The following is a 23045-nucleotide window of genomic DNA, read 5'->3' as shown; positions in this document are numbered from 1 at the left end:
GCCACCCCTTCACCTCAACCTAATAAAAACAAGGAGAGTGAAATGCTTCTGGAAGGCTTTGGCCCGCAAATCCTGCTGGGCACTCTGGCCACAATCAAACTGGCGCTGTGGTCATTGTTGATCGCGGTCCTGGCGGGCCTGCTTGGCGCCAGTTCCAAATTGTCCTCCAACCGTTTACTGCGGGCTCTGGCCACGGGTTACACCACGGTGATCCGCAGCATGCCGGACCTTGTGATCATGTTGCTGCTGTTCTTCAGTCTGCAGATGCTGCTCAACCGAATGACCGATTGGCTGGGGTTCAGTCAGATCGACATCGACCCGTTTCTGGCCGGTGTCGTGACCTTGTCCTTCATTTACGGGGCGTACTTTACCGAGACGTTTCGCGGTGCCTTCCAGGCCGTTCCGGCCGGCCAGCTCGAAGCGGCACGGGCCTACGGCATGAGCCGGGGGAAAACCTTTCGCAAGGTGTTGTTCCCGCAAATGCTGCGACATGCGTTGCCGGGTATAGGCAATAACTGGCAGGTGTTGATCAAGTCCACGGCGCTGGTCTCGATTATCGGCCTGACCGACGTGGTCAAGGCCACCCAGGATGCGGGCAAGGGTTCGATGCAGTTCTTTTATTTCACGCTGGTGGGCGGCCTGATCTACCTGGCTATCACCACGGTGTCCAACGGGGTGTTGCTGTGGCTTGAACACCGTTATTCGGTGGGTGTCAGGAAGGTTGCGCCATGACCAGCATTTTCGAAGACTACTGGCAGGCCTACCTGTGGAGTGATGGACCGCATTTTTCCGGGTTGGCAGTGACCTTGTGGCTGTTGATTCTGTCGGTGGTGATCGGCTTCCTGCTCGCGGTGCCGCTGTCGATTGCCCGCGTCAGCCGCAATCCGCTGCTCCGTTTACCGGTCTGGTGTTACACCTATGTGTTTCGCGGTACCCCGTTGTACATCCAGCTGCTGTTCTTCTACACCGGGGTGTACAGCCTGCACGTGGTTCGGTCCCAGGACTTTCTCAATGCATTTTTCCGCGACGGCTTCAACTGCACGGTGCTTGCGTTCGGTCTCAATACCTGTGCCTACATGACCGAGATTTTTGCCGGCTCGATCAGGGCGACGCCCTACGGCGAAATCGAGGCTGCCCGCGCCTATGGGATGAGTCGGTTCACGCTCTATCGCCGAATTGTCTTGCCGTCGGCGTTGCGCCGGGCACTGCCGTTTTTCAGCAATGAAGTGATTCTGATGCTGCACTCAACCTCGGTGGCGTTTACCGCCACGGTGCCCGATTTACTGAAAATTGCCCGCGACGTCAACTCGGCGACCTACGCCTCGTTCAGCGCATTCGGCATTGCCGGGGTGCTGTATGCCGCCAGCGCGTTTTTCCTGATCTGGCTGTTTCGGCGCGGCGAACTGCGTTGGCTGGCCTACCTTAACCCTCGCACGCACTGAACCACACCCTGAATCATCGGACTTGCACGCATGTATAAATTGATCGTTGAAGATGTCCATAAAAACTACGGCAGCCACGAAGTGCTCAAGGGTGTTTCGCTAAAGGCCAGAGCGGGTGATGTGATCAGCATCATCGGCTCCTCCGGGTCCGGGAAAAGTACCTTCCTACGCTGTATCAACCATCTGGAACAACCGTCGGCGGGGCGGATCATCATCAATTCGCAGGAGCTACTGACCCGCAAGAACAAAAGTGGCAACTTGTGTGCGGTCGATCCCCGGCAGTTGCAGGTTGTGCGCAGCCAGCTATCGATGGTGTTTCAGCACTTCAATCTGTGGAGCCACATGACGGTGCTGGAAAACCTCATTGAGTGCCCGATGAGTGTGCTGGGCATCGGTCGACGGGAAGCCCTGGAGCGTGCGCGTCATTACCTCGCCAAGGTAGGTCTGCCAGCCAAGGTTGAAAGCCAGTATCCGGTCCATCTTTCCGGCGGCCAGCAGCAGCGCGTTGCTATCGCCCGCGCACTGGCCATGGAGCCCCAGGTGATGCTGTTCGATGAGCCGACCTCCGCGCTGGATCCCGAACTGGTGGGTGAGGTGCTCAAAGTCATGCAGCAGCTTGCCGAAGAGGGCCGGACAATGGTGGTGGTCACCCATGAAATGGCGTTTGCCAGGCAGGTGTCGAACCACGTCATGTTCCTGCATCAGGGCCGGATGGAGGAGCAGGGGGCGCCGAGCGCTGTGCTGGAACAGCCCCGTAGCGAGCGGTTGAAACAGTTTTTGTCGGGTAGTCTGAAGTAACCTGTCGCGCCCAGTGTGCGGGAAGTGTTTTTGGGGGATGTCGGGGCCGCGGTCCGACGAAGAAACCGCGGCGGCCGATCAATCAGGCGGCGGGGAGCAGGCCTTTCTGTTTGGCGACATGAGTCGCCAGTGCGTCCATCAAGTCCGGGGACAGGCAGTCATAGGGCTCCAGGCCGATCGAGCGCAGGCGCTCACGGATGGCCTTCATTTGTGCTGGCGGTGTGCCGGTTTCGATGATGGAGGACACGAACGCCGCGAAGCTCGGCGCAGCCCATCCACGTTGGGGAGAGAGCTCGGTGTGGACGAAGTCCAGACCATAAAATGCATGGTCTTTGTTCTCGATGCGCCCGAAGAGATGGGCGTGGCACTGCTTGCAGGCGTGCCGCTGAATGGTGGCGGTTTCGTCGACAATTGCCAGTTTTTCACCGTGGGCAGTGACGCTGACCTTATCCCGCGGTACTACGGCAATGACAGCGAATATCGCGTTTTGCGGTTTCCAGCATTTGCTGCAGCCGCACGCGTGGTTATGCAGGGTTTGTGCGTCGATCTTGACCTCGACCTTGTCGGTCGCACACAGGCATTGCAGGGTGCCTCCTGTGAAATTCGCAGCGGCAGGCTGGATACCATTGTCCAGTGCAGGGTGAAGTTTCAAGGTGTTCACGTTGGCTTCTCCGTTTCAGGGTGTCAGACGAAAGTGCCTTGGGCCGTGCACCTCATCGCATCCTGGAACATCTTCGGCAACAGGGTGCGACCCTCGACGCCTTTGGATTTATCGACCCGAAGATCGCCTGGGCCAAGCGACCACGGGGAGAAAGAGTGGCTGTCGCCTCCGGTATCCCAGAGAAAATCATAGTTCAAAGACGCCCTGAAAACCGGGTAGCAAGCGGTTTCTTATTGCTCGTGGATTCCCACTCGTCCAGCGTCGATTCTGGTGTCGTAGCAGGTAGGCCTGGAAGCGGCGCAGTTTGGTCGAGCGGGAGAAAATTTCCGCTATCCAGATTGGCCCCTTGCTTGGCTGAAGCACAGATAGCTTCAGACACAGTTCGATATTGCCGCCCCTGTGCTGTCGGAGATCTTCGCTACCATACTTTTCGGGCTGGTGGATGCTGAGCGTCGTGGCCGTGTGGCCCGGTATAGAATGGCGGTACTGATCGAAATGTCATTTCTTCGAGGCGTGAACAAGAGCTAGGTGGACTCGTTTTCGACCTGCAGCGCCGCTTGTTCAACACCCAGTCTCCTCGCCAATAGTTGAGCCGTAAAAAGGTCAAGGTGGGCTCCACCGGCGTTCTTGAACACAGTGATTTGATCCCTGGTGAAGCGAGGGGGAGCACTAACGCACAGATCAAACAGATCGCCAGATATATCGTCGAAGGAGATAACACCTGACGTTAACGGAAGCTGAAGTTCGCCACTTGCCAGGGCAGTTGGTCGAAAGTCCACATAGAGTTGGCCGCGAATCAAAACATCGTTATCGGCTTCACGCATATGCGGTAGCCAACTACCCACCAGATTGACATGTGTGCCCGGTGCAACCTGGGCGCCACGGATCAACGGCTGGTCGCTCATGGTTGCGGCGCAGATAACTTCAGCCGCAGGTAACGCCGCGTCGAGATCATCGACCACAGTGAGTTCAACACCGGGTATTTGAAGCTCGACAGCCAGTTTCTCTGCGCGAGGTCTAGTGCGGTTCCAGATACAAACCTGGCGCAATGACGTCCTCATCGCCGTGAATGCCTCGATCAGTGGGCCAGCCATGTCACCGGCACCGACCATCAGCATCGTTCGGACATCCTGGCGCGCAAGCAGATCAAGTCCAAGGGCCGAGTCGGCGGCAGTCTTACGGGCGGTGAGGGCGGCGCCATCAGCAATGAACAAAGGGGCGCCGGTGATGCCATCAAACGCGACATAGACGCCTTGTATCGAAGGTGAGGCCGGGTGTCGGTGCTGGTTGCCAGGAAACTCGGTGGCAAGCTTCACTCCGACCATTTGCCGTTCGCTCCAAGCGGGGCGCAACATAAAACGATCAGCGCCACCAGGGGGCTCCAGGCATAGATCGGCGATGACAGGTAGCGGTTCTCCATGTGCCTGGGCGAAAGTGGTACATAAGCTTGGATAGTCGAGCAATCTGCGGATTGTCGGTGCATCAATCCACTGCATAGGAAAGTCCCCAAAGCGCCAGCAACGGCTTGTCGGTTGACCTCATGGAATGGACAGCCGATGGCGGGTTGAACACCACACCGCCCGGCTCTGGACTCCACCAACCGACATCTTCCCGGTACCAATAACCTTCCGATAAAACGATATAAAACTCTGCCGGAGGATGCTTGTGGTACGGATAGCAAAGTTCGGGCTCCATTACCGCCAACCCCACTGTCATAGTCGAACATTCAAGCAGTGCGCCCTTGCCGAGAATCAGCGCATGTCGGTGCTTTTCTTCGAAAGCACCATCGTCCCCTTCTGAAGCGGATCGCTTTATCCAGCGACTACTGGATAGCAGGGCTTCAAGAGCCGAAAGCAGAATCTTGAAGTCCCGTTCCGTTCGGGGAGCATCAGCCAATGCCCGCATTACCGTGGGTTCCAGGCAAGCGGGCAGGGAGGCGCCCGAGAAGGGAGGCAAGCCGATGTCGAGGCGCGCATTGCTCAAAGAGCGAACACAGATTTCTGTATCCACGCCATCAACTCCACTCACTTGAGAATGCCGGGCCAGGATCCGCACAAGTGCCTCCCGCATCACCACTCCCTGTATCAGGAGTTGTTGTTCCGACATCTGTGGGTACGACTGCATGACCTTTTACCTCTTGAACATACCTGGCAGGTCCCTTTGAGAATTCAGTGATACATCCATCGTGATGTCTCTTGGATTTCTGAACGATCAAGCTCAATTCGCAATGGTCAATGCTGAAATCCCATCTGAAAAGAATCGGTTAATTTCGAAGTGATCGAGCTGCCGCACTGACAAAAAACAGCAGGACAATCAGACAGCCCAGAGCGAACGACAAGGTGCTCAGATGGGCGACCGCCCCGATAAATACGGGACCTATCAGAATCCCCGCATAACCCATCGAGATGACAGCAGGAATGGCTACCGCCTGTGGCATACGTTGCTGGCGGCCTACAGCGGTAAAGATCACTGGGACAATGTTCGAGCAGCCAGCCCCGACCAGGGCGTAGCCGATCAAGGACGCGGGCCAGCCATCGATTCCAAGTGACACGATCATGCCTGCGGCCGCGCAAAGTCCGCCTAGCACAACGACGCGCACGCCGCCCAGTTTGCTGACGATGGCGTCCCCCGTCAGGCGGCCCACCGTCATCGCAGCGGCGAAGGATGCATAGCCCAAACCGGCGATGCTCGGCTCTAACCCTCGGTTCGAGACAAGGAATACCGCGCTCCAGTCGAGCATTGCACCTTCAGTCAGGAAGACGATGAAACAGAGCGTCCCCAACAGCAGCACGATACCTCTGGGCACCGCGAACAATGGCCCACCCCGTTCAGTGCCATAGGTCAGTAAAGTAGGCGCAGCCTTGTAAAGCGATCCCAAAACTGTGGTAACGATACAGAGCGCCGCAATCAGTGGATCCAGCCCGAAGGTCAATAAAGCGGTCATAGCCCCGGCGCCCACTATGCCTCCGACGCTGTAAAGGCCATGGAAGCCGGACTGAAGTGTCTGCCCGCTGTTTTTCTCGACGATGACGGACTGTATATTCATGGCGCAATCGAGCATGCCCATGCTGGCACCGAAGATGATTACAGCTATGACCAGGCCAGGCAGCCACTCCATGGTGCTCAACAGCGGAAGAACGGCACACAAGACAATCGTCGCCCAGATTACGACCGGGCGGCATCCATAGTGTGCCGTGAGATATCCAGCGAAGGGCATGGCCGCAATTGATCCACCACCCAGGCCGAGAAGCAGCAATCCCAGACCACCATCGTCCAGGCCAGCGCGGGCTTTAACTAATGGAACCAGCGGCGCCCACGCGGACATGAGTAAGCCCGCGATAAGAAAGGCGATGCGTGTAGACATCCGCTCGTTGTGGTTCGCGGCGGAGATCAGCACCGGCGATGGAGCATTCATAATTCTCGGTAATCCTTATCGATGATGCTAGCCATCATTTGCGCGGCTTAGACAGTGCGGGTTTTGTATGTTTTGCGCGTGCGCGGGTGTCGAAAACTCAGCGCCTGCGCTCATACGTCGCTCTATAACTACTCGGCGCTACGCCAAAGAAGTCACGAAAGCGCATATGGAAGTTGGCGAAACTACAGAAGCCGGTCGCAATCGCGATATCGGTGATCGGCCGATTGCTCTGCAGAATAAGCTGTCGCGCTCGAGTCAAGCGCAGCTCAAGGTAGTAACGTGTGGGCGTGGCGCCCACGAAGCGGCAGAAGCGCCGCTCCAATTGTCGTCGGGAAATTTTCACACATTCAGCCAGTTCGTCGATCGATAGCGGCTCTTCGATATTCTTTTGCATCAGTTCTAAAGCGAGCTTCAGGGTTTGTGGCAAAGTGGGGTCAGAGTCAACAATCACAGTCGATATCCCGGAGACTTCAGCAGTTTGATCGCAACTGAGTATTTCCTCGACAGCATGGGTCAGCGACACGCCTTGTTTTGCGGTGATGAGCTCCAGCATCATTCGTAACGAACTGCTGGCGCCGGCGCACGTGATACGGTTTTTATCTAATACGTGAGTTCGACAGGTGACCAGGACTTTGGGGAAAACATCCTCCATCATCGCTCGCCCATCTGGATGGAAGGCACACTCGACACCGTCCATTAACTGAGCTTCCGCGAGAAAAAACGCACCATTCCACAAACCGCCCATGGTCGCCCCAAGAGAGGCAACGTTACGTAGCTTGCGCCGTAATAGCGGGTCGCTGATCAGCTTCACCCGCAAACCACCAGCGACGATCAGAACGTCAATACGATCCGGTAGTTGGGATAACTCCAGGTCCGCTGAAATCGCAATTCCCAGATCGCTCATCACCAGACGGTTCTTGATGCCGACCGTCAACACCTCAAACGCCGGTGTCTCGCTAATCAGGTTGGCGGTCACCAGCGCATCGATAGCGCCAGTGAACGACATCATCGAGAAATTGTTCAAAAGCACGAAAGCTACACGAGTCACCGCCTGCGGCTTCAATGGTTTCTCCGCCGTGTAGGAGTACCCCATGTTCTTGTCTTTAAGCACGCTCTCGAATACGAATGGCATATATCCTCTTTGACACCTGACCAATAGCTACGAAACCGTTGCGCAATCTAGACAGCGGTTTTTGGAGCAGACAGCAACAAATCAAAGAATGACTGGCAGTTATCACTCTCAAGCAGTGCTTCAATACTGTTCTTGATCGCATTGCTGAGCGTGGATCCCAAGCTGTCATCAGCCAGTAAATGATACTTAGCCGTGAGTTCAGCACTCGACATCGGGTTGCCGGGGTCGCCCTTGGCCGTCGCGGTTGGGCTCGTCAGACGTGTGCCGTCTTTCAGGGTAACGGTGACGCGGGAGAGAATTTCCTCCGGGAACCTGGCGGACAGGTCGGGCGCCTCATGAAGGGTTATCTTCCCGCTGATGTTCAAAATGTCCGGCGCATGAATGGAATCCCCGGTGACTTCGTCAGGGCCCAGTTTTCCACGAACGATCAAGGCGGCCAGTGGAAACGCGAGCGCATACTGGGCCTCATCCGCATTCTTCGGAAAATGCCCCTGCAAGCACACAGACTCGTGGAATGTCTCGACATCGATGGTCTCGATCAACTCAGCAGAGATGACTGGATGTGCTCGCATCAAATCGGTCATGGCCGTGAGTGCCGGTTGCGCCCAGCGACATACCGGCCACGGTTTGAAATATTGCTCATCGATCTCCCAGCGGGTCCCGATGTCCTGCCAGAAAGTGGAGATCTCCAAAGGTTCAACGGTGGCGGCTGGCGCGCCAGTGACACCTATCTGCGCCATCAGTAGCGCGTTCAGTCCGGCATACGCCCCGGCGCCGTGGGCATCTCGCAACATCGTCGGAAAGCTCACCAGGCGCATCATCGGGCACCTGGGTCCAAAGTATTCCGCGATACCCAGCGCATGACGGAACGTTGTTTCATCAAGCTTCAGCAAGCGGGCACCGGCGCAAACGACCCCGATCCCGGAAAAGGCGCCTGAGGCATGATATTCCGGGGCAGTGGCCATCAATGCCTGGCCTGCACGCAACGCGGTCTCGTAACCAATGCACAGTGCGCTAAGGAATTCTTCGCCACTGATATCTTTGCCCTGACTGCGATACGCGTCTACCAATGCAACAATGGCCGGGACAACCGTTGCACCCGCATGCCCCTTGGAGGTGAAGTGACCTTCATGTGCATCCAGGCTATCAACGCAGAAACCGCCTGCATACGCGGCGCCCAATGGATGTACGGCTCTGCCGTCGAACCAAAGTCGGCTGGACAGCTTGTTGGCAGAGTAGTGGGTGTCAGCGTAGGTTTTGAGCATCACGCTGGTTTGATTATCGCGAGCACCGGCGGCCACACCAATGATGTCGAGCAGGCAAGTTTTAACCAGCTCGCGTGTATGCAGGGGCGCGTCCTTGTAACTGAAATTCTGGACGAATGAATACAACTGCATTTCATGATTCCTGAATGATGAACGCCGAAACGGATAAAAAAGTTGCCCGGGGAAGGGCAACCTTTTATGCAGATTTAAATGGAGGGACTAATTTTTTGCGGTGGCGGTATTAGCCGCGGCTCGTGCGTCTGCCAGCCAGCTGTCATATTTCGCGCGATGGGCCGCGATCCATTCTTTGGCATGACGAGTGATGTCGGCTGCACTTTTTTCACCGTCGTGCATTTTCAGATTTTGCGCGCTTTCATCGTCGGTAGTGATCTGCATTTCAGACAGGAACTTCACGGCAGCCGGATTTTTCTCGGCAAACTCTTTGTTGATTACCGCTTTGACACTGTCTACCGCGAAACCAAGGTTTTTACCATTGAAGGTAGTGTTGACATCGTTTTTGCCACCTGGAAGATCCGTACGCGGCACGGTTAACCACACAACATCTTTGCCTTCGACCAGAACACCGGAGATCCACTGAGGTACCCAGGTGTAATAGAGAATCGGCTTACCTTGTTTATAACGAGCGATAGTGTCCGCCATCAGGGCAAAATAGGAGCCCTGGTTATTGGAAACGGTTTTCATCAGGTCATAGGCTTTCATGTGGTGCGCAATGATGAGCTCACATCCCCAACCCGGGTTGCAACCCGTGAGGTCAGCTTTACCGTCACCATTGGCATCGAACAGTTTGGCAATTTCCGGCTTCTGCAAATCTGCGAGCGAAGTGATGTGGTGTTCATCGGCCGTTTTTTTGTCAATCATGTAGCCCTGCAACACGCCCGGCATGATAGCGCCGGTTTTCACCATCGTCTCATCGCCGCCGGCCTTCTCGTAGAAAGATTTGTGCAGTTCCTCCCACAAATGTACTGAGAAGTCCGCGTCACCATTGGCAATCGCCACCATCATGGTGGAGTACTCGGTTTCCTTTGGTGTTTCAACGTCGTAGCCCAATTCCTTGAGACCCGCCATTGCAATCTCCCCGCGAAACCGCTCCTCGGCGATTGACGGAAAGATCGGGGTGATTGATACACCTTTTCCGGGCTCCTGCGCCGTTGCGGCCGATGCGAACACAGGTGATACCGCTAAAACTAAAAGCGCCACAGAATGAATGAATTTCTGTTTTATTCCGAAGGTTGTGAAGTTCATTATCGTTTACCTTGGCTGGGTTAAGAAGTTGGCATTTCTTTTGGTTCACAACGCGCCGCTAAGCGGATTAACTTTCCTTGGGACTAACTTCTATTTTTGTAACAGTGTTCTTTCTTTTCAGACGGTAAACGACACCCGCCGGGCCTGTCTGGTACCAGTGCTCACCTTTGGTTGCCCTGTTACTGCGTTCGCCCATCGCCTGGGTCAGTCGGTCGAGGAAAATCGCCAGCAATACCAGCCCCAATCCACCGACGGTTGCCAAGCCCATATCAAGGCGGCCAATCCCGCGAAGTACCATCATCCCCAACCCACCAACCGAAATCATTGATGCGATCACCACCATGGAAAGTGACAACATTAATGCCTGATTCAGACCCGCCATGATCGTCGGTGCAGCTAAAGGAAGTTGAACCCGCTTCAGCATCTGGCGTGGGGTGCATCCGAAAGCCCGGGCCGCCTCAATCTTGTCTTCCGGTACCTGGCGAATTCCCAGATTGGTGAGCCTGACCAGTGGCGCCACCGAAAAGATGATCGTGACCAGTACCCCCGGTACGTTGCCGATACCAAACAGCATCACCACGGGTACCAGATAAACAAAAGCAGGCAGTGTTTGCATTGCATCGAGCACCGGCCGCAGCAGCATCTCCAGTCGGTCACTCCGGGCACACAGGACACCCAGCGGTATGCCAATGACTGCACAGAAAAACAGTGAAGTGAGCACCAGCGCGAGGGTGATCATGGCGTCATTCCATACGCCGATCACTCCTAAAAGGGTGAGGGTGACGAAACAAAGAATGCCTATCTTTTTCCCTCCTACCTGCCAGCCCAAGAGCGTCGCAAAAATAATGAATATTGACGGAGGAATAGCCAACAATCCGAACTGAATACCATTAAGTACCTGGTCGATCGGCCATCTAATCGAGCGGAATACCTCGCGGAAATTCTGAACCAGATAATTCAGGGCAACTTCTACCCATTGGCCCAATGGGACGTTGATGGATTGAAACGGGTCTAGAAAATTGAATTCGTTCATGTCATCACCTGAATGTCCGAGCCTGGCAAGCCAGCAAATAGAGACTATTAATGTCGGCTCATTGTCTGAAGCAGTAGGCTCTTGGAGATCGTGCCCTTGAACACACCCTGGCGATCCAGCACGGCAACTGGATTAACGGCATCAGCAACGATGTGAAAGACGTCCTGCAGGAGTACATCGTCGCGCAGCGTAGGCGTGGATTGATCCACGGCGTACGGATGCTCTGCACAAATTTTGGCAACATCACCAGCCTTGAGGATCTTCGAGGCATCAAAGCCTTTGAAGAAAGCTCTGACGTAGTCGTTCGCGGGGTTGCAAAGCAGCTCTTGCGGGGTACCGATCTGTACTACCCGCCCACCCTCCATGATCGCAATGCGATGGCCGATGCGAATCGCCTCGTCAATGTCATGGGAGATGAAGATGATGGTGCGATGCTGTTCTGCCTGCAGGCGAATCAGTTCGCCCTGCATTTCGTGGCGAATCAACGGGTCGAGTGCCGAGAAGGCTTCGTCCATCAGCAGGATGGCGGGGTCATTCGCCAGCGCTCGGGCCAGGCCTACCCGCTGTTGCATACCGCCGGACAGTTGGTGCGGATAGCTGTAGGCGTGGCCATCGAGCCCTACCTGTTTGAGTGCCTCGAGTGCACGTTTATGCCGTTCACTTTCCTCTACACCCGAGATTTCCAGGCCGAAAGCAACGTTGTCGATCACACTCATGTGGGGCATCAGGGCAAACGACTGAAACACCATGCTCATGTCTTTGCGACGAACGCTGAGAAGATCGGCGTCCGACAGACCAGTGATTTCTTGTCCGTTAAGATGGATCGTTCCGGAGGTTGGCTCGATCAGTCGATTGAACAACCGGACCATCGTCGACTTCCCGGAACCGGAAAGCCCCATGATGACGAAAATCTCTCCACGTTTTACGGAGAAACTGGCATCAAAAACGCCAACGACTTGACCGGTTTTGCTGAAAATTTCACTTTTATCAGCACCGCGAGCCAGCATCTCCATCGCGAGCTTTGGCTGAGTACCAAAGACTTTGTAAATGTTTTTTACCGAGAGTATCTCGTCACCAAGACTCATAACCCCTCCTGCTGCAAATACGACGTAAGATCAAGAATTTAGATATACCTATCTTAATCAGTTAAGGCGGTGCTTATGGGGGCAGTCAAGCTGAGAGAAAGGTTGGGAGTTAGTCATTGTGACCATCCTCTTTATTATGTGATGTTTATTATTCTTGTTTTATCGGCGCTGAATTAATCAATGCCTTGAGACCCAAGTTATTACCTTATAGAGTCAGCGTCTAACAACATTTCTTCCAACCAATCAATAACGTCATGTTATCAATCAACTAATCGTATCAATTTGCGACTGCGACAGTGCTGGTTGCGAAGGCGACTACCGCTGGCCCTGTCTTAGACCCTCTGTTTCAGCTACGCTCCAGCATAGGCTCTAGGTGGAATCCTCTCGCCGATCTCGTCCCAAACGGCCCTTCAAAGGGCCCCGAACCGGATATTCAATACTCTAGGTTATGGTTAAGCACATCGATCCAGACATGACGCTGCTGAAAATGCCGTCTCTGAAAGCAGTAAAGTCATTCGTCGCCGCCGCCAAATATCAGAGCTTTACGCGTGCGGCTGAAGCGCTGTGCGTTACTCAAGCGGCAATCAGCCGTCAGATTCGAGAGCTTGAGGCGTACCTTGGGGTGGATCTCTTCAAAAGGGTGGGTCGAGCGGTCGAGTTGACGGAAGCCGGATCCATCTTTTTTGATGCTGCACAGATTTCTTTCGTCAACATTTCCCAAGCGGCGGAGCGTATTCGCACCAACAATGCAGGCAAGCGCACGTTGACGCTTTGCTGTTCTCCCGCGTTTTCAGCCCTCTGGCTCGCAGCCAAGCTACCGGGTTTTTTTACCAAGAACGCAGACATCGACCTCAATCTGGTGACCACTCAAAACTTTTTGTCGATGGAGCCGGGTGTAACTCCGGACATCTTCATCACCAAAATGGCCAGGATTCAGGATGGCTACCGCAGTTATCCGTTGTTTCATGACGTCATCTACCCGGTGTGCACACCTCGTTACAAAGAGGAGCACCCTGAGCTGTCCAGCCTGGAAGGATTACGCGACGGGGTTTTGCTAAACCTCAGCCCCTATGGCAGGTCCCAGGTTGCGGAGCACGTTGACTGGGGTGTTTGGCTGGCTTATCACGATGTTGATATCGAGAAACGCCCCCACGATAGTCCTCACGTTTTCAACGCGAACGACTACAACCTGGTAATTAGTATGGTGTTGACCCATCAGGGCGTAGCCCTCGGATGGAATCACCTGGTTGCAAACCTGATCGCAAACGGCACGTTGATTCGGCCGATCAAAGAGGAAGTGGTTCTCCACGAAAGTCAGCACTATCTGACATTTCGTGAAGACCGGATCAATGACGACGCCTGTTGCCGGCTACGAGACTGGATTCTCGCCCAGTTTTCCTGACCTGTTTAGAAGATAGGGGGTACTGGCCGAGCAGTGACTCGGGGGGCAAGGAGGGGAGAGGTTTGGGTATGCCGGTGGTGATCATTCGTGGTTCTCACCACCGGCAGTTTTGCATTTAGCCGACAGATCTTAACGGGATCGTGTCACTGAGGTGATCAAGCATCGTTTTGCAGTACCAATCATCAAACTGACACACACCAATTTCGCTGGCCACCGACAATGGGCCTGGCTCGTAAGCAGGAGAGCTGACGCCGACCTGTGCACCTTCAACCAAGGTTCGATCCTGGTCATTGGTTGCAAGCCAAACCTTGGTGAGTCGATCGATGTCGTAGTCGACACCTTCCTGCGCGTCCTTCTTGACGATCCATTTTGTAGTGACCAACGTCTCGCCCGGACCGATGGGCAGAACGCGGAAGCTCAGCGCGTGATCGCCCAGAAAGTGGTTCCAGGTTGATGGGTAGTTGAAATAAAGCAGCGCTCCGATGTTGGCTTCACCGGAGGTGTCCAACCGGCCAGCGACTGCAGGCTTGCCATCCATTGTGTAGCTGACGGCCCCGGAAAACAGTGGAATGCGGGTCATTCGGAAGCGACCCTCATCATCCATGACCAATCGGCTGGGCAGTCCTGCCGCTTCGCAGCGATCCCAGTGCTCTTTGAGTTCGAGATCCTCGTCGCCGCCAGCGCCACCCACTGATGGGTTGTCCACGAATGAGTGCATCAATTCCGGGTGAGTAAAATCGCAGTGGTAACACTCGCGGTTGTTCTCGAAAACCAGTTTCCAGTTGCCTTTCTCGATGATGTTCGACTCAAACGCGACTTTGCAGTCGTCCAGGTTATGAGGCGCAACGAAAGGGGTGACGGATTTTCTGAACGACGAAAAGTCTGGGGCGACATCTGCTACGCACACATAGATGTACGTTTCGACGACCTCACAATGCACGGACTTCAACCCATGCTGAGACTTGTCGAAATCGTCCCCCATGTTCCCGGCGAAAAGCAGTCTGCCGTCCAGCTCGAATGTCCATTTGTGGTAAGGACACACCAGTTTGGCGACTTTGCCGCTTGCTTCCGGGCACACCTTTGAGCCGCGATGGCGGCAAGCGTTGTGGAACGCTCGAATCTGCTTGTCTGCACCGCGCACGATAGCGACAGGGTAATCGCCGATTTGCAGCGACAGGTACTGACCCGACTTCTCCAGCTCAAATGTGTGCCCTGCGAAGATCCAACTTTTGTGCCAGATCTGTTCCAGATCCTGCCTATAAACGTCTGGATCGCTATAAAGGGCACCTGGCAGCGCGTGGTCAGGCTTGCGCTGCGCGATTAGATTTGAAACTGCCGATTTAGTGCTCACGGTCAACACACTCCAAAATACCAAGGGGGCGACACATTCAGCCTGCTCTGCGAGGTGAGGCCAAACGGTCTTGAGTTCGCAGTACCGTCTGTGGATGCAAGCCCATCAAACCGTGCTGCTTCTATCCGCGAACCGGAACGTTTTGCCACGTCCAGGAAGCGTCTTACGAAAAATGTGCCTTCTTGGATGGTGGTGCCATCCGTGCACTCATTTCGCTCGAGTCCTTACTGATGCAGACATTCCTGTAATGCTGATGTTTGCATCAATAGCAATTTTTCTACAGTTCCTTATTCGAGCCTGGGCAAACAGATTCTAACTAATGGAACGAATGTACGAGGAATTTTCTTATCCAATTCGTCGGTAGAATATCGCTGTTGTAAGGCTACGACGGCAATCATGCATCAACAAGAAACATTTACTCTTATCAATGCATAAACAAATGTTATCGATTGATGTCGCGGCCCAGACGAGAAGGCTTTAAGTCATTGAAAACAAAAGGTAATTTATTTTTCAGGCCGAGCGAAGCACCCATCTAGAAATGTATACGCCAGAAATACACTCTATTGACCGCCTTCTTGGCCCATGCCAGTCTGGATTCAACAGTTAACCGTACTAGTCGGCAAAACAACCTCTGGAGGTCATTTGTGAAAGGCAGCAAAAGTGCTCTTTACAAGACTTTAAAGGCCAGTTCCTCTGTCCTGTGAAAACATAGAAATTTTTATCGCGCGTCAAGGCATCAAAGCTGACGCGCTCGTTGATCGTCCACCTAACTCGCATTCGGAGCATTTATCTTGAAATTTGAAGGTATTTATACACCAGCAGTAACTCCTTATAACTCTGATGGGGACATTGACTGGAATGTGTACTCTGAAGTTTTGGAGTCGCTGATTGAGGCGAAGGTGCACGGCATTATTATCGGCGGGTCGACCGGCGAGTATTATGCGCAGACTTCAGAAGAACGCACCGAGTTGGCTGCCTACGCCAAAGATGTGATCGGAACTCGGGTGCAACTGATCGTCAGTACCGGGGCGATTCGTACCGAAGATGCGGTTCAGTACGCCAAGGATGCCAAATCGATCAAAGCGGACGCCATTCTTGTCACATCCCCGCCTTACGCGCTGCCAACCTCACAGGAAAACGCGATTCACGCGCTCACTATCGATCGCGCAGCGGACTTGCCGATCATGCTTTACAACTATCCGGGGCGCATGTGCGTTTCGATGGATGAAGAATATTTCACACGTGTCAGCCAATCGAAAAACGTCGTCGCCATCAAGGAAAGTTCCGGCGACATGAGCCAGGTGCATATGCTGGCCCGGCAGTTCCCCAACATCGCCTTGTCCTGCGGATGGGACGACCAAGCCCTCGAGTTTTTTGCCTGGGGTGCCCGCAGTTGGGTGTGCGCAGGTTCCAACTTCCTGCCCAAGGAACACGTAGCGCTTTATGAAGCCTGTGTGATCGAAAAGAACTTCGACAAAGGCCGTCAAATCATGTCGGCAATGATGCCGCTGATGAATGCCCTGGACGGTGGCAAGTTCGTGCAGTCGATCAAGTACGGCTGCGAAGTTGCCGGATTGAAAGTCGGTAACGTGCGCCTGCCATTGCAGCCACTTGAAGCGGACGAAAAGCAGAGTTTCGCGTCGGTCATTACTGAACTCAAACGTAACGTAGCCAACATTTCGGGAGCCAGCCATGGGTGATCTTCTGAGCAAGGCCGAATATGCCGCTCTGGCCAAAGACATTTCGTTGCCATCCAAGGCGTTCATCAATGGCGCGTTTAAACCCGCGATCTCCGGCAAAACCTTCGCCACGAACAATCCGGCGACCGGCGACTTTTTAACCGACATCGCAGCTTGTTCGTCCGATGATGTCGACTTCGCGGTGAGCAATGCCAAGGAGGCCTTTGAGGATGGACGCTGGAGGTCTATTTCTCCTCGGGAGCGCAAAGCGGTTCTGTTGAAGTTTGCAAACCTGCTTGAAAGCCATCAACACGAACTGGCCGTCCTCGAAAGCCTCGATAGCGGCAAACCGGTCAGTGAGTGTGAGTTGGTCGACATCCCGGACACCATCCACACGATCCGCTGGCACGCAGAACTGATTGACAAGATTTATGACAATACCGCCCCGGTTGGCAGCGACGCGCTGACTATGGTGGTCCGGGAGCCGATCGGCGTGGTGGGCTGCGTATTGCCCTGGAACTTCCCACTGCTGATGCTGGCCTGGAAAATCGGCCCGGCGCTCGCTGCGGGCTGTTCGGTCATCGTCAAACCTGCTGAACAAACCTCGCTGACTACGTTGCGTGTCGCTCAGCTGGCGTTTGAAGCCGGTATACCCGCTGGTGTACTCAACATTGTGACCGGCACGGGTAAAGACGTCGGTGAGCCCATTGGTTTGCATAACGATGTCGACATGGTGAGCTTCACCGGCTCCACCGCTACCGGCCGCCGCTTCCTGCATTACGCCGCCGATTCGAACCTGAAACGCATCGTCCTTGAGTGCGGCGGAAAAAATCCGGCCGTGGTGATGGACGATGCCCAAGACCTGGATCTCGTCGCTCAGCATGTCGTTAATGGCGCGTTCTGGAACATGGGCGAAAATTGCTCCGCGACTTCACGTCTGATCGTCCATGCGTCGGTTAAAGACGAGCTGCTGGAGCGCATGGGCGCCTACATCCGCGAATGGAAGATGGGGGACCCACTCGATCCGCAGAACCGCGTAGGCTCGCTGGTCAGCCCAGAGCATTTCGCAAAAGTGAAGTCGTACCTTGAGCACGCCACCGCCGGAAAGCTTGAAGTTGTTTACGGTGGCGCGACCAAAGACGGTGCCTTTGTAGAGCCAACGGTGATTGACGGTGTTGGTCGAGACAACCGGCTGTTCCAGGAAGAGATCTTCGGCCCGATTCTCTCGGTCACCACCTTCAATACGATCTCCGAAGCCATTGCCCTGGCCAATGACACGGTTTATGGCCTGGCGGCCTCGGTTTACACCGGCAGCTTGCGGCGGGCAATCAAGTTGTCGCGGGAAATTCGCGCGGGCATCGTCACCGTGAACTGCTTTGGTGAGGGCGACGCGTCGACACCATTCGGTGGCTACAAGGAGTCGGGCTTCGGCGGTCGGGACAAATCCATTTTCGCCCATGACCAGTACACCGAAATTAAAACAATCTGGATCGATGTGTCTGATCGGTCGGATGAAGAGACCGAAAAATGAGCACCCATACCATCAAGCGCCTGCCGGTAGACACCGGGGTTTCAGGTTGGGAGGCGATTTCCGCACGCACTGCGCCTGTCCGCATGCTTGATGGAAACGTGACGGCGGATTGGCTGATTATCGGTGCCGGTTTTGCCGGCCTGTCCGCCGCTCGCCGGCTGTCCCAATTGCACCCAGGTGACAGCATTGTTGTGGTCGATGCTCATGAAGTCGCCAAGGGGCCGGCGGGCCGAAACTCTGGATTCATGATCGATGTGCCGCACAGTCTGTCGTCCGGGGAGTACTCCGTGGCGAGTGAGTCTGCAACGGCGCTGGAAATCACGCAAAATCGGTTTGCGATTGCTTTTGCCGCTGAAGCCGCGCGGGAATACGGCATGTCTGCCGACACGTTCGACCCTTCCGGGAAGATCAACGCGGCCGCCACTGAGCGAGGATTGAAGCTGAATGTCAATTACGCTCAATCCCTTGAGCGCATTGGCGAGAAGTTCGAGATGTTTGATGCCGCGCAAATGCGCGCAATCACCGGATCCACCTATTACCACGGTGGGATCTACACTCCCGGCGCAGTGTTGATTCAACCCGCGCAATACATTAGAGACCTGGCCGCAGGGCTCGAAGGGAAAATCACACTGTTCGAACGCTCTCCCATTATTGAATTGACCAAGCAGGGAAGCGGTTGGTGCGCTCGATCCCATAATGGGACGGTGCACGCACCCAAGGTGATTCTGGGGGTTAACGGGCACATTGAGGACTTTGGCCATTATCAAGGCCGCCTGCTGCATGTCTTCACTTACGCTTCCATGACGGCGGCGTACAGTGATAATGCATTCAGGAAGGACGTACCGGGCAAAGCCAGGTGGGCCTTGTTGCCGGCTGATCCAATGGGTGCGACCGTTCGCAAGATTTCTTCAGACGGTCTCTCGCGTATCGTCATCCGGACAAAGTTCACCTACGACCCGAGTATCCAGGTCACACCAGAGCGTGTAGCTGCAGTTGCCAAAGAGCAGCGACATTCCTTGGATGCACGCTTTCCAGAACTGAAATCCACTCCGTTGGAGTTCAGCTGGGCCGGCCGTCTGTGTTTGAGCCGTAACAGCGCCGCTGCATTTGGCGAGATCGAAGAAAACCTGTATTCGGCTTGCTGCGAAAATGGGTTGGGAACGGTCAAGAGCACCCTGGCAGGTGTAATGGCGGCGGAGTTGGCTTCGGGGACACGTTCTGATTTTCTGGATAGTTTCAGTCACGCGCCAGGACCCAGCAGGCTACCACCCAAAATAATAACGAAGCTGGGCGTCAGTTCGGTCATTCGTTGGCATGAATTTTGGGCCGGGCGAGAAGGTTAGTAAGTTTAAGTTGTCGGCTTTTACTAGAAAGACCCTTTAATAAGTCACTAATAAGAACGGATTAATCCATGAAGAATATTTGGAAGGCATTCTGCGCGCTCGCGTTTGTGGGCATGATGAGTTTGCAGGCACAGGCAGAAGAAAAAAACATTGTAATGGGTACTATGTCCTGGGAGGACTTGGTGCCCATTACTGGCATAACCAAGAAAGTACTTGAGAATGCAGGATACACCGTAACAGTTGTGGAGTTTTCCGAGTGGGGTATCGCCTATGCTGCACTAAGCAAAGGGGATATTCAAGTGCTGGCATCCCAGACTGACTACGCTGCAGCAGATTATTGGAAAAAGAATAAAAACAAAATCGAGAAGCTGTCGCCGGTCTCCTATGGTCTTTATCAGGGTATGGCAGTACCCAGTTACGTAGACATCGACTCCATTGAACAGCTGAATGCAAACTCGGAAAAGCTGGGGAACAGAATCATTGGCATCGAGCCGGGTTCGGGTTTAATGAGTGACGCGAACAATGTCGTCAAAGCGTACGACATCAAGCTCAAGCTGGTCGAAGGCAGTACTTCCGCAATGACCGCGGCTTTAAAGTCGGCAGTCGACCGCAAAGAATGGGTGGCGGTAACCGTCTGGGATCCATCTTGGATGACCAAGAAATTTGATCTCAAATTCCTGAAAGATCCAAAAGGGGTCTTCCCGCCATTGCAGGGTTATTACTGGATCGGACACAAAGGCTTCGCTGAAGCCAATCCGCGTGCGCGTGAACTGATGGCCAGCGTTTATGTGCCTATCACGGACATCACCGCGATGAATGCTGAAGTCAAGGATGGCAAGACCATGGACGAGGCTATCAAGGGCTGGATTGATAGTCATACAGACCTTGTAAATCGTTGGGGAAATATCAAGAACTATTAAGTTTTGTTTGTTTGCCACTGCCGCCCTTTGATTAATTAAAAAAACCAGCAAACAACTGGTTCGATGGATTGCGAAATGACAATGGCCTCAATTAATACTGACGAAGTGCTGGTAGATTGCCAGTCGGTATGGAAAATCTTCGGTAAAAGTGCACCAGCAGCCATGGACGCGGTTGTCCAGCAGGGTCTCTCAAAGACCCAGATCCTGCAAGACTATGGATGTGTGGTCGGGGTTTCCGATGTCAGTCTCCAGGTTCGCCGGGGGGAAATCTTTTGCATCATGGGTTTGTCCGGCAGTGGCAAATCCACCCTTATAAGGTTGCTGAACAAGCTAATCACCCCTAGCTCGGGGAAGGTGCTGGTCAAAGGCAAAGACGTTTCATCCTTGTCGCCAGCACAGCTTCGAGAGGTGAGGGCGCGTCACATCGGCATGGTCTTTCAAAGCGTTGCCTTGCTACCTAACCGTACGGTTCTTGAGAACACTGCGTTTGGCTTGGAAGTGCAGGGTGTGGGCAAGGCTGAACGTTACAAAGTGGCCGAGCAGGCGCTGGCGAAGGTTGGATTGAGCGAGTGGACTTCGCGCTATCCCAGCGAGCTGTCCGGGGGCATGCAGCAACGAGTCGGGCTGGCACGTGCACTGACTGCCGATCCAGAAGTGATTTTGATGGATGAGCCATTTAGCGCGCTTGATCCGCTGATTCGCCGACAGTTGCAGGATGAGTTCCGCCAGCTGACCAAGGAACTGGGCAAGTCCGCGGTGTTTATTACACACGACCTGGACGAGGCCATCCGCATTGGTGATCGCATTGCGATCATGAAGGATGGCGCCATCATTCAGGTCGGCACCGCCGAGGAGATCGTGCTCAACCCGGCTGACGACTACGTGGCTGAGTTTGTCGCCGGCATTTCCCGACTGCATCTGGTGAAGGCTCACTCGGTCATGACGTCTGTCCGGGCCTACCAGGCAGCACACCCGACCTGCGACATCACCAGGCTCAGCGAAACCTATCTTGACGCCGATATCAATGAGCTTATCGGATTGACGATGAAGTCCAAGCGCGATGCGCTTGCCGTCGTCGATAACGGAACAGTGGTAGGGATCATTACGCCCCGTGATTTGCTGCGTGGCGTTCAAGGTATTCCCAACGAGTTGGCGCCAGTACCAACCGCCAGTGCGATGGGGGCGTCCGCATGAGCACGCCGGATTTTTCTAGTCAGTTTGATAGCTCCATTGATACAGGACTGGAATGGCTTTCGGATAACGGCGAGTTCATGTTCGATGCCGTCAATGCGGTGCTGAAGGGCATTTACGAAGGCGTGCTGTGGTGTATCGCCTATCCACCGCATTACGTTGTAGCGATTGTCATGGCGTTGATTGGCTGGCGTGTTGCGGGCGTTCGCTTTGCGATTCTCACAAGCCTGGCCTTGTTGTTTTGCGACATTATTGGTTTGTGGCCAGAGACAGTCAGCACGCTTGCCCTGGTGCTCACAGCCACCGTGCTGGCACTGGCTGTCGCCATTCCGCTGGGAGTCATCGCTGGTCTGGCGCCTGCCTTTGATCGTGTGGTTGATCCTTGTCTGGATTTGATTCAGACGATGCCGCCTTACATCTACCTGCTACCGGCCATTGCGCTACTCGGCTATGGGCCTGCCACGGCGCTGTTGGCGACTTTTATCGTTGCGCTTCCCCCGGCTCTACGACTGACCTCCCTGGGGATTCGCATGACGCCCAAGGAGTTCATCGAATTGGGAGATGCCACTGGCGTGACTGGAATGCAGATGTTTTTCAAGATCCGCTTACCGTTCGCCATGCCTAGCATTATGGCTGGCGTAAACCAAAGCCTGATGATGGCGTTCGGCATGGTGGTCATCGCCGGCATCGTGGGTTCGGGTGGTTTGGGCGAGGCGATCTACGGTTCCATCCGTACATTGGATATCGCCAAGTCGATCAACGCGGCCATCGCTATCGTTATCCTGACCATGATTCTGGATCGTCTGGCGCAGAGCGCTGCACGGACGCGGGTGGGGGCTTCCCAATGACAACGCACATTCAGTTTTCTCCAGGCGATTACCTGGCTCCAGCCGTTGACTGGCTGAATGCCAATTTGCATGGGGTGTTCAAGGGCATCAGTCAACTCATCGAGGCGGTACTGGGTGCGGTGGAGGGCGCGCTGCTTGCTCCCCATCCCTATTTGTTTATTGGTATTGTCGTCGTAGCGGCGTTCTTTTTCGCCAATAAGCGAGTCGCTGTTTTTGCTGCGGTGATGTTGGCTTTCTGTTTGTTCGCTGGCCTTTGGGGCGCGTCCATCCAGACAATTGCGCTCGTCAGCGTGTCGGTCCTGATCTCTGTTGCCATCGCTTTTCCGCTGGGGGTTTTGGCGGCCCGGGTGAAGCGTGTCGATGAAGTATTGCTGCCGATTCTAAACATCATGCAAACGGTGCCGCCTTGGGTTTACCTGATCCCTGCAGTGATGCTGTTCAGCTTGGGGCGGGTGCCGGCGATCATCGCGACCATCGTATATGGCATTCCACCGATGCTCAGGCTAACGACCCTTGCCTTTAAGCAGCTGCCCAAGGATCTACTCGAGTTGGGCCAGGCGTCCGGTGCTTCGCCGAAAGACATTTTGTTCAAGATAGAACTGCCGACTGCCGCACCCACACTGTTGGTAGGCCTGAACCAATGCATCCTTATGTCCCTGGCGATGGTGGTGCTGGCAGGTTTGGTG

At 54.5% G+C, this 23045-nt stretch carries 21 protein-coding genes; 11 read left to right on the top strand and 10 right to left on the bottom strand.

Going from position 1 to position 23045, the window contains the following annotated elements:
• Positions 1 to 42: 42 nt before the first annotated feature.
• From KGB29_RS15250 to KGB29_RS15240, 3 genes are read left to right on the top strand one after another with little or no spacing between them, the layout of a single operon-like run.
• On the top strand, positions 43 to 732 hold the full coding sequence (locus KGB29_RS15250; protein ID WP_150813158.1) for an ABC transporter permease: 690 nt from the start codon (positions 43 to 45) through the stop codon (positions 730 to 732).
• The gene (locus KGB29_RS15245; protein WP_150813157.1) at positions 729 to 1442 is read left to right on the top strand and encodes an ABC transporter permease; all 714 of its coding nucleotides are present in this window, start codon (positions 729 to 731) and stop codon (positions 1440 to 1442) included. Before KGB29_RS15250 ends, KGB29_RS15245 begins: the two co-directional genes overlap by 4 nt.
• 30 nt (positions 1443 to 1472) lie before the next feature.
• Positions 1473 to 2240, top strand: a complete 768-nt coding sequence (locus KGB29_RS15240; protein ID WP_150813156.1) for an ABC transporter ATP-binding protein — start codon at positions 1473 to 1475, stop codon at positions 2238 to 2240.
• Between the two features lie 82 nt (positions 2241 to 2322).
• On the opposite strand, the gene gfa is transcribed toward KGB29_RS15240, so the two are convergent.
• From gfa to KGB29_RS15190, 9 genes are all read right to left on the bottom strand, one after another.
• Entirely contained in the window at positions 2323 to 2901 is a 579-nt protein-coding gene (gene gfa, locus KGB29_RS15235; RefSeq protein ID WP_150813155.1) for an S-(hydroxymethyl)glutathione synthase, read from the bottom strand.
• A gap of 524 nt (positions 2902 to 3425) precedes the next feature.
• Positions 3426 to 4397: an ornithine cyclodeaminase family protein gene (locus KGB29_RS15225; protein WP_150813154.1), complete on the bottom strand. Its 972-nt coding sequence runs from the start codon at positions 4395 to 4397 to the stop codon at positions 3426 to 3428.
• Entirely contained in the window at positions 4384 to 5025 is a 642-nt protein-coding gene (locus tag KGB29_RS15220) for a dimethylsulfonioproprionate lyase family protein (RefSeq protein WP_223508087.1), read from the bottom strand. The genes KGB29_RS15225 and KGB29_RS15220 overlap by 14 nt, the downstream gene beginning before the upstream one ends.
• A gap of 139 nt (positions 5026 to 5164) precedes the next feature.
• Positions 5165 to 6316 (bottom strand): MFS transporter, encoded by a 1152-nt coding sequence (locus tag KGB29_RS15215; RefSeq protein WP_150813153.1) that lies wholly within the window; start codon positions 6314 to 6316, stop codon positions 5165 to 5167.
• Positions 6317 to 6413: 97 nt separating this feature from the next.
• Positions 6414 to 7448 (bottom strand): GlxA family transcriptional regulator, encoded by a 1035-nt coding sequence (locus KGB29_RS15210; RefSeq protein WP_159389924.1) that lies wholly within the window; start codon positions 7446 to 7448, stop codon positions 6414 to 6416.
• A 47-nt stretch (positions 7449 to 7495) separates the two neighbouring features.
• The gene (locus tag KGB29_RS15205; RefSeq protein ID WP_150813151.1) at positions 7496 to 8845 is read right to left on the bottom strand and encodes an MmgE/PrpD family protein; all 1350 of its coding nucleotides are present in this window, start codon (positions 8843 to 8845) and stop codon (positions 7496 to 7498) included.
• 87 nt (positions 8846 to 8932) lie between these two features.
• Entirely contained in the window at positions 8933 to 9976 is a 1044-nt protein-coding gene (proX, locus tag KGB29_RS15200; RefSeq protein WP_174245515.1) for a glycine betaine/L-proline ABC transporter substrate-binding protein ProX, read from the bottom strand.
• A 67-nt stretch (positions 9977 to 10043) separates the two neighbouring features.
• A complete protein-coding gene (proW, locus tag KGB29_RS15195) occupies positions 10044 to 11048 on the bottom strand; it encodes a glycine betaine/L-proline ABC transporter permease ProW (protein ID WP_223508088.1) in 1005 nt (334 codons plus the stop codon).
• Positions 11049 to 11056: 8 nt separating this feature from the next.
• Complete coding sequence (locus tag KGB29_RS15190) at positions 11057 to 12094, bottom strand: glycine betaine/L-proline ABC transporter ATP-binding protein (protein ID WP_150813149.1); 1038 nt, start codon at positions 12092 to 12094, stop codon at positions 11057 to 11059.
• Between the two features lie 448 nt (positions 12095 to 12542).
• Here KGB29_RS15190 and KGB29_RS15185 point away from each other — a divergent pair, with 448 nt between their 5' ends.
• Positions 12543 to 13496 carry a LysR family transcriptional regulator gene (locus tag KGB29_RS15185; protein WP_174245516.1) on the top strand — a complete coding sequence of 318 codons (954 nt, stop codon included), beginning with the start codon at positions 12543 to 12545 and terminating at the stop codon, positions 13494 to 13496.
• 115 nt (positions 13497 to 13611) lie between these two features.
• Here KGB29_RS15185 and KGB29_RS15180 read toward each other — a convergent pair whose 3' ends face one another.
• Positions 13612 to 14847, bottom strand: a complete 1236-nt coding sequence (locus KGB29_RS15180) for an aromatic ring-hydroxylating oxygenase subunit alpha (RefSeq protein WP_150813148.1) — start codon at positions 14845 to 14847, stop codon at positions 13612 to 13614.
• 791 nt (positions 14848 to 15638) lie between these two features.
• Between KGB29_RS15180 and KGB29_RS15175 the strand changes: the two genes are divergently transcribed.
• The 7 genes from KGB29_RS15175 to KGB29_RS15145 form a co-directional block, all read left to right on the top strand.
• Positions 15639 to 16547: a dihydrodipicolinate synthase family protein gene (locus tag KGB29_RS15175; RefSeq protein WP_150813147.1), complete on the top strand. Its 909-nt coding sequence runs from the start codon at positions 15639 to 15641 to the stop codon at positions 16545 to 16547.
• Positions 16540 to 18057 carry an aldehyde dehydrogenase gene (locus KGB29_RS15170; protein WP_150813146.1) on the top strand — a complete coding sequence of 506 codons (1518 nt, stop codon included), beginning with the start codon at positions 16540 to 16542 and terminating at the stop codon, positions 18055 to 18057. Before KGB29_RS15175 ends, KGB29_RS15170 begins: the two co-directional genes overlap by 8 nt.
• Complete coding sequence (locus tag KGB29_RS15165) at positions 18054 to 19400, top strand: NAD(P)/FAD-dependent oxidoreductase (protein WP_150813145.1); 1347 nt, start codon at positions 18054 to 18056, stop codon at positions 19398 to 19400. Before KGB29_RS15170 ends, KGB29_RS15165 begins: the two co-directional genes overlap by 4 nt.
• A 68-nt stretch (positions 19401 to 19468) precedes the next feature.
• Positions 19469 to 20320 (top strand): glycine betaine ABC transporter substrate-binding protein, encoded by an 852-nt coding sequence (locus KGB29_RS15160; protein ID WP_150813144.1) that lies wholly within the window; start codon positions 19469 to 19471, stop codon positions 20318 to 20320.
• Between the two features lie 75 nt (positions 20321 to 20395).
• The gene (locus tag KGB29_RS15155) at positions 20396 to 21514 is read left to right on the top strand and encodes a glycine betaine/L-proline ABC transporter ATP-binding protein (protein ID WP_150813143.1); all 1119 of its coding nucleotides are present in this window, start codon (positions 20396 to 20398) and stop codon (positions 21512 to 21514) included.
• A complete protein-coding gene (locus KGB29_RS15150) occupies positions 21511 to 22359 on the top strand; it encodes an ABC transporter permease (protein WP_150813142.1) in 849 nt (282 codons plus the stop codon). Before KGB29_RS15155 ends, KGB29_RS15150 begins: the two co-directional genes overlap by 4 nt.
• Positions 22356 to 23045 (top strand): ABC transporter permease (locus KGB29_RS15145; RefSeq protein ID WP_223509014.1); only part of this gene is annotated, 690 nt, incomplete at its 3' end. The genes KGB29_RS15150 and KGB29_RS15145, both read left to right, overlap by 4 nt.

Source organism: Pseudomonas sp. BF-B-30 (genome assembly GCF_019956305.1).
Taxonomy (GTDB): domain Bacteria; phylum Pseudomonadota; class Gammaproteobacteria; order Pseudomonadales; family Pseudomonadaceae; genus Aquipseudomonas; species Aquipseudomonas jessenii.
This window is presented reverse-complemented; position numbering and strand designations above follow the sequence as displayed.